The sequence below is a fragment of the Vagococcus changpingensis genome (genome assembly GCF_058211775.1).
In genome coordinates, this window is the sequence record NZ_JBYVZB010000009.1 from 1 (window position 1) to 9,627 (window position 9,627).

Below are 9,627 nucleotides of genomic sequence, written 5' to 3' on the forward strand. Positions count from 1 at the left end.
ACCCATCCGTTTTTATCACATGCCACTTGTGTGGCATAGGCAAAGACTTGTTTATGTTCTCCTTTATGACACTGTCAGCATCGTTTTTACTAATTTTTTTAACCTTTGTATTTGTCTCACTTTTTTCTTTTTAAGGGCTTTTTTAATTGATTTTCTCTATCTATTTCAACTTCTTTTTGAAGTGATTTTACATAAAATAATGTGTCTTCAGTTATTTCTTTGCTTTCATACTTTTTATTATTTGCATGTGCTTTAATATGAGTCCCATCAATAAATATCTCAGACGTATCAACTAAATGAGCTTCTATACACTGCGCTAAAATACCATAAAAAATTTGTTCAAAGATATCTGTTCCTTTAAATCTTCTTGAGTCATTTTTACCAAAAGTTGAAAAGTGAGGGACTGAGTCTTGGATATCTAAACCTAAAAACCATCTGTAAGCTATATTTACTTCGACTTCTTTAATCGTTTGTCTCATGCTCTTAATTCCGTATAAGTATTGTATCAAGGGAAGTTTGATTAACATAACTGAATCTAAACTAGGTCGTCCATTAGACTGATCGTATTTATCCTCAACAAGTTGATAAATAAAACTAAAATCGACGTATTTATCAATATCTCTTAGAAGATGTTCCTGTGGAACTAAGTCTTCTAATGAATAAAAACCTATTTGATTGCGTTTACTCATATCTTGCTTTTTCAACATTAATAGTCACTTCTTTCCTCTATTTTACCAAAAAAAAAGACAAAGTATCGAAATTTATCAATACTTTGTCTACAGTCTGAAGTCTCAAGGTCTTAATAAAGACCTTGAGACTTTTTTAAAAGACATTTGGTAATTCAACAGAAAAAATCATTTTATTTAAAGTATTATTTATTAAATACACAGAAACACTGCTAGGAATAACGCCGTCATCACTATAATGACAAAAAACACCATATTTAAAACTATTATTAGGATGATCTAATATATAACTTGTCGCAACTCTTTCAAAGTCATCCAATGAATAATGACTACCAATTGGTGCTGGTGAGGGAGCAGAAATGTGTTGAATAGTGATATTAGATTCTTTTATTAACTTTTTTTTTCTTATTTTAGTCTTACATAAATCAGACAAATATAGTTGGCGATAATAAAAACTATCTTTAAATAAATTATCATTTGGAACAAAATAATGAAGCTGTGGACGACTCCCACTGTTCAAATGAGCTGTGCCTGTGAATAATAAATTAGTCATATCATCTCCCTCGCTTAAACAAAATCGAAAAGGCAAAAGATGTGTTCGATGGTACATTGCTTGCATACGTTTATCACACTTTATTTTTTCACTTCTAACTTCATCAAAACCTGGTACATAAGCATTATATCTATCTTCGTCATTTCTAAAAATCGATCGATTGACTTTATTTTTTCTTTCCATTAGTATGCTACGATTAATGACAACATAAGCTCCTTGAACTCTTCCCTCTTTTAACCTAGAAGTATAAACTTTCCCTAAGTGTTTTGCTTTTTTACGAGAAAAAAATGTTTGCTTTAACTCATAAGGTTCAACCATCAAAAATTGAACACCATACTTATTAACATGTGTGTCCTCCACAGCTTGTATGCCAGTTAAACCCATCATTATATTAAACATTTTACTACTAAAACGAAATGCCCCAAAAAGTAGACTCAAAAAAAATTTACCCATTAAAAATAAAATATCACGCACAATAACTAGGCCACCTATCATCATAATAACTATACATCCATACTTAAATTGTTTTAAATCAAGTCACCTAAGTAACCTACAAATTACAACAAGATATTCTTGCTATCATTTATTGTAAAAAATATCAATGATACTTAATTCAACTATATAACCAATATAAATAATAAAAACTCTAATACCAATAAAAAAAGACACACACTTTTATAATAACATTTATATATTTAAAGTGTAGACATTTCCATCTCCTATAAGATTATTACTATACTATTTATCATTAACATTACTTAGTACTAACGTATAATGTCACTAGAAAGATAAAACATTATGATAACTATTTAATTCATTCTTTTTAATTTATAAACATATCGCATTAGGACAAATTAATGAGTTAACCGAAAAATATAATATAACTGAAAGAATGAACATATTAAAATTATTCGTGAGGTACTAAAGGACTGGACTATCAAAACGTGAGATTAGAAGTTTATCTAGAGTTAAATGATTGTAATAACCTATTGCTTAATACAACCAGTTAATTAACGTTATTTAACATCATGGTATAGCAAAGATTCTTATAACAAGTCGTTCGTTTTCAGTAAAGAAAATAACTCAACTTATTACATTCCATTACAAAGGATACCAAGAAGTAGTTCTAGATTGTTTTCCTCAAGCAGTGATCAAAAAAATAGTTAAAAATCAATACACAATCTTTGAAATCAGAGCTTTTAATAATGGAATGATTCTCTGGGTTCTTAGTCAAGGTTTTCTAGTTGAAATTATTAGCCCCACTTCATTTAAGAAAAAGATAATAGATGAACTTAAGCAAATGTAACAATATTATTTATAAACACAAATAAAAATAGACTCACTTCTGATATAAGAAAGAGTCTATGTATATAAATAATCTTCTTTGCTTATATTATGAATGTCAACCTATTCGACATACCTATAGGTAAAACTGCTAAATATTTACATAATAATATTAAACGATTGATATAATCACTATCTATAACTAGAATCATCAATTTTTCTTAATATTTAATCCTAACATTTCTTTATTTGGTCATGTGGGTCACGAATCGTTGCTAATAAAATCATCGGAATCTCTTATTAATCACTTGAATTAATTCTTCACCATTTTTTATAAATATCTATGTTTTCTTTTAATTATTAAGACGTTTGATAAGATGGAGGCTTTTGTAATTCTTGATTATTCCTATCTAATGGTTGCTTCTCTTATATTTCTTTAATTAATTTATCTACAAAATTAATAAAATCATTTTTTGTTACTTCAATGTTTTTTCATTCATATGAACTTTATATTTTGAATAGTCAGTTAAACACGTTATAATTTATATACCTAAAAACTATGCTAAATATATTTTAATAAAAAGGAGAGAATTGTATGTCTAATATTTATACATCAGTTGATCAATTAATTGGAAACACTCCCTTACTTGAATTAACATCTTTGGAGGATAGCCAAAAGCTTGATGCAACAATCCTAGCTAAAATCGAATCATTTAATCCTGGTGGTTCAGTCAAAGATAGAATTGCCAAAGCTATGCTTGATGCAGCAGAAAAAGCAGGTAAATTAACAAAAGAAACAACCATCATCGAACCAACATCTGGAAATACTGGTATTGGCTTGGCTATGATGTCAGCGGCTCGTGGTTATAAATTGATTATCGTCATGCCAGAAACAATGTCTGTTGAACGCCGTCAGTTAATGAAAGCTTATGGAGCTGAATTGGTTTTAACTGAAGGAGCTAAAGGAATGAAAGGAGCTATTGCTAAAGCAGAAGAATTAGCTGAAAGTATAAAAAATAGCTTTATTCCATCACAATTTTCTAATCCCGCTAATCCTGAAATTCATTACCAAACAACTGGACCTGAAATTTGGAATGACACTGAAGGAAATGTAGATATTTTTGTTGCTGGAGTCGGAACTGGTGGGACTGTTACTGGAGTTGGAACATTCCTTAAAGAAAAAAATCCAAACGTCAAAATTGTGGCTGTTGAACCAACTGACTCTGCTGTCCTATCCACTGGAGTAGCTGGAAGCCATAAAATCCAAGGAATTGGTGCAGGCTTTATTCCATCAATTTTAGATACATCAGTTTATGATGAAATTATCACTGTATCCAATGAAGATGCTTTTGCAACTGGGCGACTATTAGCAGAACAAGAAGGTGTCCTTGCAGGTATTTCTTCAGGGGCTGTAGTATGTGCTGCAATGGAGCTGGCTAAACGAGATGAAAATAAAACTAAACATATTGTAGTATTGTTACCGGATACTGGTGAACGCTATTTATCTACACCTATGTTTACAGAATAGGAAAAATGATGAATAAGAATTACATTGGGATGGATAAAGCCGTCGAACAGGTTATTTCTGACTTTTTCGCATTGCTATTTCCAGCATTTTTTGGTTCACCTGACCAAACGATGACAACATCGACCTTTAATCATTCTCTTGAGCAGTTATTATCTTTCACTATTGAGCAAAAAAATCAAAGTGAGGTTATTGCAGCAAAATTAACACAACGTCTTTCAAACATTAAACAGTTAATTGATACAGACATTCAAGCAGCCTACCAAGGAGATCCTGCAGCAAAAAGCACCGATGAAATCATTTTGACTTATCCTGGGTTTAAGGCTATTAGCATCCATCGACTAGCTCATGAACTCTATCTGTTAGATGTTCCGATTGTGCCACGCATGTTATCTGAGAATATGCATAGTTTAACAGGGATAGATATTCATCCAGGAACTCAAATTGGCGCGTATTTTTTCATTGATCATGGAACTGGCATCGTCATTGGAGAAACAACCGTGATAGGAGAGCATGTCAGAATTTATCAAAATGTCACCTTAGGCGTGCGTAACTTTAACATAATGGAAGATGGGTCTCTAGCAAAATATGGAAAACGACACCCGAATATTGGCAATGGTGTGGTTATTTATGCTGGAGCAACTGTTCTTGGAGGAGACACATTTATTGGTGATAATACAGTCATTGGAAGTGGAACATGGATTACACGTTCTGTTCCTGAAAATACTGTGGTTGTAAATAAAAATTCAACTTATTAAAAAAATAACTATGAGGAAGAGACCAACTCTCCCTCATAGCTCTTTTTTGCGTTAAAAACAATTCGTTTAGAAACCACATAGTTGATGATTGTAGCCAAAACTTGTGATAAGACGGTAAAAATAAATTCATTTAGTAAATAGGCATTTCCCATATACGGACCAATTAATGGGTGGCGGAATAATAATTGTTGATAATTAATTCGTTGTAAATGAAGTACCGAAATCATTACTCTACTATACTTTTCCACAAAAAAGTAGGCAATCCCTAAATCTAACATAATCACAAAAAAACGACCTGCAATAAATTCTATAAATTGCTTCAACGAACGGGCAAATCCTAATCCTGTATTTTTAAACACAAAAAACTTGTTGGCGAAGAATGAAAAAACGATTGCCACACTTTGGGCTAACATAACTGTTATCAACACATTATCCGTCCAATTTTTAGACATAAACCGAATAAAAAAATAGATAAAAGTAGCAGTCGTTCCAAAGATACTATACCATAATAGTTCGCGTCGTTTAATCACTCTATCACCTCCAAATTTGGCTTGATTTCATAAAAAAAGAATGTCCGAAAACATTCTTTACTTAAAATAGTGCTTTAAAATACTTAATGCATTACGATCAATAACCAATTCCCCATACTCATCCAGTACATCTTTTGTAATGTTAGTTAACTGCATAAAATCATATATTTTTGAGACATCATTTTTGGCTTGATTCTTAGAAGTATTTTCAAGCAAGAAAGTTAACTGTAAATAATAAGTGTTATTATAAAAATAAAGCGATGATAACACATTTAATAACTGAATATTTTTAGCTAGCTCCACAATGTCCTCAAAGTCAGCTGCTTTAAAAACTGTTTCGTAAGTTGCACCAAACATGCTATCTTCTAAATAATTCAATTCTTCATTATCTGTTGGTTCTTCAACAGAACTTTTAGCTTCAGGAGTATTCATTTGATTTTTGAGGTAATCAACAAAACCATCTGCTTGTCCATTATCTAGTCCACTAAAGTCAGCCGTTTCATCTATTGACGCATTTTTACTGATAAACAATTCAAGTCCATCATGATTGGGTAGCACTTGGAACGTTACAGCGTCGGTCCCTTGGAACTGTTCATCCACATCCACCTCTTCTAAAATACTATAGAAGAAAGTCTCAATTTGTTTTTGGTTACCTAACAAATCTAAAAAAGTAATTCCGCGTTCTGCAAGATCATCATTTCCAATTGATACTCGAATTGTGTTCTCATTAATTCGTTCCATTTCCATACGGCTACACCCCTTTTCAAAATTATTTATATAGTTACATTGTATAGTATATTAATAAAAAGTAAAGAAAATCACCTTTATTTCGTCCATGTTCCCTACGAAAATTAAGAATTTTTAAGAAAAAAAAAGATACATTTGAACATAAGTCAAATCCATCTTCTTATAACCAGTTTCGCTATTTAATTATATTATACAAAATGATCTGTTAAATACCTGCCATCAATTGTGCTTGTTTTAACTCAATTGCTCGAACATCCCTTGGTAAGAAACGACGAATCTCATCTTCATTAAAGCCTACTTGAAGTCGTTTTTCATCAATCATAATTGGGCGACGTAATAATCCAGGATTTTGTTGAACTAATTCTAATAACTCTGGAAGTGATAACTCGTCTAAATCAACATCTAACTTTTGAAATACTTTCGAACGCGTTGATATAATTTCTTCTGTTCCATCTTCTGTCATTCGTAATATTTCCTTTAGTTCATCTTGTGTCAACGGCTCAGAAAAAATGTTGCGTTCAACAAATTCTATTTGATTTTCTTGTAGCCAAGCACGCGCTTTTCGACAAGATGTACAGCTGGGTGAAGTGTATAATTTTAACATATCTGTCACTTCCTTTCACAAGTAATAAGTAGAAAAAATTTTATTTAACTAAAATCTAGTATGTGTAAATTGTACTATAAAAAACCTATGATTACTAGGTTTTTTTTACATTATATGACTAAACTTAATATTTTTTTAGAATAACGAAATACCTTTTTAGAATATCGAGCGTATAAAAAAACACTTTATCTCATCCTTTTAGTGTGTTTCAAAACGACTTTTATATGTTTTATAACAAGACCGCCGTTTAAATCAAATTTCCTTTCGTTTTATTCCCTATTTATTCTTAATTTCTAGTATAATACACTTATGACTAAAAAATTTTACGGAGGCATGATTATTTTATGAAAACTATTTTTTCAGGTATTCAACCAAGTGGCATTCCGACCATTGGAAACTATATTGGCGCGATGAAACAATTCGTCCAACTACAAAACGACTACCATTGTTTCTTTTGTATCGTAGATGAACATGCGATTACTGTGCCACAAGATCGTTTAAAACTAAGAAAACAAATTTTACAACTAGCCTCTTTATATCTTGCTGTGGGCATTGACCCAGAAAAAGCAACTGTTTTTATCCAATCTGAGGTTTCAGCACATACAGAAGCAGCATGGATTGTACAGTGTAACACATCTCTTGGTGAATTGGAACGTATGACACAATTTAAGGATAAATCACAAAAAGTTGGTGCAACTTCCGTTAGTGCTGGTTTACTCACTTACCCACCACTAATGGTTGCCGATATTATTCTTTATAATACTGATTTAGTACCAGTAGGAGAAGATCAAAAACAACATTTAGAATTAACAAGAGATTTTGTTGAACGCTTTAATTCTCGGTACGCAGAAAATGTAAATCAACCACTTCTTGTTCTACCTGAAGTAAAAATTCCAGACAAAAATGCTGGCGGACGTGTCATGAGCTTGCAAGATCCTACTAAAAAAATGAGTAAATCAGATAGTAATAGTAAAGGATTTATCTCAATGTTAGATGAGCCCAATATTATTCGTAAAAAAATCCGTTCAGCTGTCACTGACTCGAGCGGAAAAATCGAATACGACGTAGAAAATAAACCTGGTATTTCAAATCTTTTAGTGATTTATTCTTCTTTTTCTGATTTTACAATTGATGAACTTGTTAAAAAATATACTGATACTGGGTATGCTGAATTTAAAAATGACTTAGCGGAAGTTGTGGTTTCAACACTAGAACCTATTCAAGCTCGTTATAGAGAGTTATTAAAGTCGGATGACTTGCAAACCATTTTAGATAATGGAGCAATTGAAGCATCAAAAGTGGCTAATAAAACATTACGCAAAATGAAAAATGCAGTTGGTCTAGGTCGTAAAACTAAACACTAATAACGCGTATATTTTAAGTATTTATGCTAAACTATTACTAGATGACGACTTGAAAGGGGATTTTATTTTATGTCAGATAAAACACAAATGGATACAAATACCATGTTAACTCAAAAAATGATTGAAACACGGACTATTTTAATTTATGGAGGAATCGATCAAGATTTAGCAAAAGAAGTTAGCAGTCAATTACTATTACTTTCATCATTAAATGATGAACCAATCACGATTTATATCAACAGTCAAGGTGGCCACGTTGAAGCTGGTGATACCATTCATGATATGATTAAATTTGTTAAACCGGAAGTAAAAATGGTAGGAACTGGTTGGGTAGCTAGTGCTGGAATTACCATTTTCTTAGCAGCAAAAAAAGAAAATCGCTATTCTCTTCCAAATACTCGTTTTATGATTCATCAACCAGCTGGTGGTGTTCAAGGACAAAGTACTGAAATTCAAATCGAAGCACGTGAAATTGTCAAAATGCGTGAAAGAATTAATCGTTTAATTGCAGATGCAACTGGACAAACATATGAAAAAGTTGCAGAAGATACTGACCGAAACTTTTGGATGTCAGTTGATGAAGCAAAAGATTATGGTATTGTGACAAATATCATTTCTTCTGCTAGTGATTTAGAAAAGTAACAATTTAAACTAAATAAGAACTACTCATTATGATAATGAGTAGTTTCAGACTGTAGACAAAGTATTGATAAATTTCGATACTTTGTCTTTTTTTGGTAAAATAGAGGAAAAGAGTGACTATTAATGTTGAAAAAGCAAGATATGAGTAAACGTAATCAAATAGGTTTTTATTCATTAGAAGACTTAGTTCCACAGGAACATCTTTTAAGAGATATTGACAAATACGTCAATTTTAGTTTTATTTATCAACTTGTTGAAGATAATTATGATCAGTCTAATGGACGACCTAGTTTAGATCCAGTTATGTTAATCAAACTTCCCTTGATGCAATACTTATACAGAATTAAGAGCATGAGACAAACGATTTAAGAAGTCGAAGTAAATATGACTTACAGATGGTTTTTAGGTTTAGATATCCAAGACTCAGTCCCTCACTTTTCAACTTTTGGTAAAAATGACTCAAGAAGATTTAAAGGAACAGATATCTTTGAACAAATTTTTTATGGTATTTTAGCGCAGTGTGCAGTGTATAGAAGCTCATTTAATTGATACGTCTGAGATATTTATTGATGGGACTCATATTAAAGCACATGCAAATAATAAAAAGTATGAAAGCAAAGAAATAACTGAAGACACATTATTTTATGTAAAATCACTTCAAAAAGAAGTTGAAATCGATAGAGAAAAACAATTAAAAAAGCCCTTAAAAAGAAAAGAAAAAGTGAGACAAATACAAAGGTTAAAAAAATTAGTAAAAACGATGCTGACAGTGGCTGATTTCATAAAGGAGAACATAAACAAGTCTTTGCCTAAGACACACAAGTGGCATGTGATAAAAACGGATGGGTTTTAGGATATACAACGCATCCAGGTAATCAACATGATAGTCGTACTTTTATCTCTATTTACAATAAATTAAAAAGTCATTTCACTC

At 31.4% G+C, this 9,627-nt stretch carries 8 protein-coding genes and 2 pseudogenes; 5 read left to right on the forward strand and 5 right to left on the reverse strand.

Annotation, left to right across the window (positions count from 1 at the left end):
- Both AC37UB_RS10025 and AC37UB_RS10030 read right to left on the reverse strand, forming a co-directional pair.
- Window positions 1-707 (reverse strand): annotated as a pseudogene (locus AC37UB_RS10025) (transposase); the annotation flags it as partial.
- A 115-nt stretch (window positions 708-822) separates the two neighbouring features.
- Window positions 823-1,737, reverse strand: coding sequence for a hypothetical protein (locus AC37UB_RS10030; protein ID WP_117974252.1), 915 nt, complete (start codon window positions 1,735-1,737; stop codon window positions 823-825).
- 1,381 nt (window positions 1,738-3,118) lie between these two features.
- Here AC37UB_RS10030 and cysK point away from each other — a divergent pair.
- Window positions 3,119-4,051 carry a cysteine synthase A gene (gene cysK / locus AC37UB_RS10035; RefSeq protein WP_117974243.1) on the forward strand — a complete coding sequence of 311 codons (933 nt, stop codon included), beginning with the start codon at window positions 3,119-3,121 and terminating at the stop codon, window positions 4,049-4,051.
- 8 nt (window positions 4,052-4,059) lie between these two features.
- Window positions 4,060-4,806, forward strand: a complete 747-nt coding sequence (gene epsC / locus AC37UB_RS10040; protein ID WP_490685670.1) for a serine O-acetyltransferase EpsC — start codon at window positions 4,060-4,062, stop codon at window positions 4,804-4,806.
- A gap of 8 nt (window positions 4,807-4,814) precedes the next feature.
- Here the strand turns inward: epsC and AC37UB_RS10045 are convergent, their stop codons facing one another.
- The 3 genes from AC37UB_RS10045 to spxA all read right to left on the reverse strand — a co-directional run bounded on the left by AC37UB_RS10045 (window position 4,815) and on the right by spxA (window position 6,687).
- Window positions 4,815-5,336, reverse strand: coding sequence for a GtrA family protein (locus AC37UB_RS10045; RefSeq protein ID WP_117974239.1), 522 nt, complete (start codon window positions 5,334-5,336; stop codon window positions 4,815-4,817).
- Between the two features lie 57 nt (window positions 5,337-5,393).
- Entirely contained in the window at window positions 5,394-6,083 is a 690-nt protein-coding gene (locus AC37UB_RS10050; protein WP_117974237.1) for an adaptor protein MecA, read from the reverse strand.
- Between the two features lie 205 nt (window positions 6,084-6,288).
- Window positions 6,289-6,687, reverse strand: a complete 399-nt coding sequence (gene spxA, locus AC37UB_RS10055; protein ID WP_117974235.1) for a transcriptional regulator SpxA — start codon at window positions 6,685-6,687, stop codon at window positions 6,289-6,291.
- Window positions 6,688-7,031: 344 nt separating this feature from the next.
- Between spxA and trpS the strand changes: the two genes are divergently transcribed.
- The 3 genes and pseudogenes from trpS to AC37UB_RS10070 form a co-directional block, all read left to right on the forward strand.
- Window positions 7,032-8,051, forward strand: a complete 1,020-nt coding sequence (gene trpS, locus AC37UB_RS10060; protein WP_241699693.1) for a tryptophan--tRNA ligase — start codon at window positions 7,032-7,034, stop codon at window positions 8,049-8,051.
- Between the two features lie 69 nt (window positions 8,052-8,120).
- Window positions 8,121-8,693, forward strand: coding sequence for an ATP-dependent Clp protease proteolytic subunit (locus AC37UB_RS10065; protein ID WP_117974232.1), 573 nt, complete (start codon window positions 8,121-8,123; stop codon window positions 8,691-8,693).
- Between the two features lie 123 nt (window positions 8,694-8,816).
- Window positions 8,817-9,627, forward strand: a pseudogene (locus AC37UB_RS10070) (transposase); the annotation flags it as partial.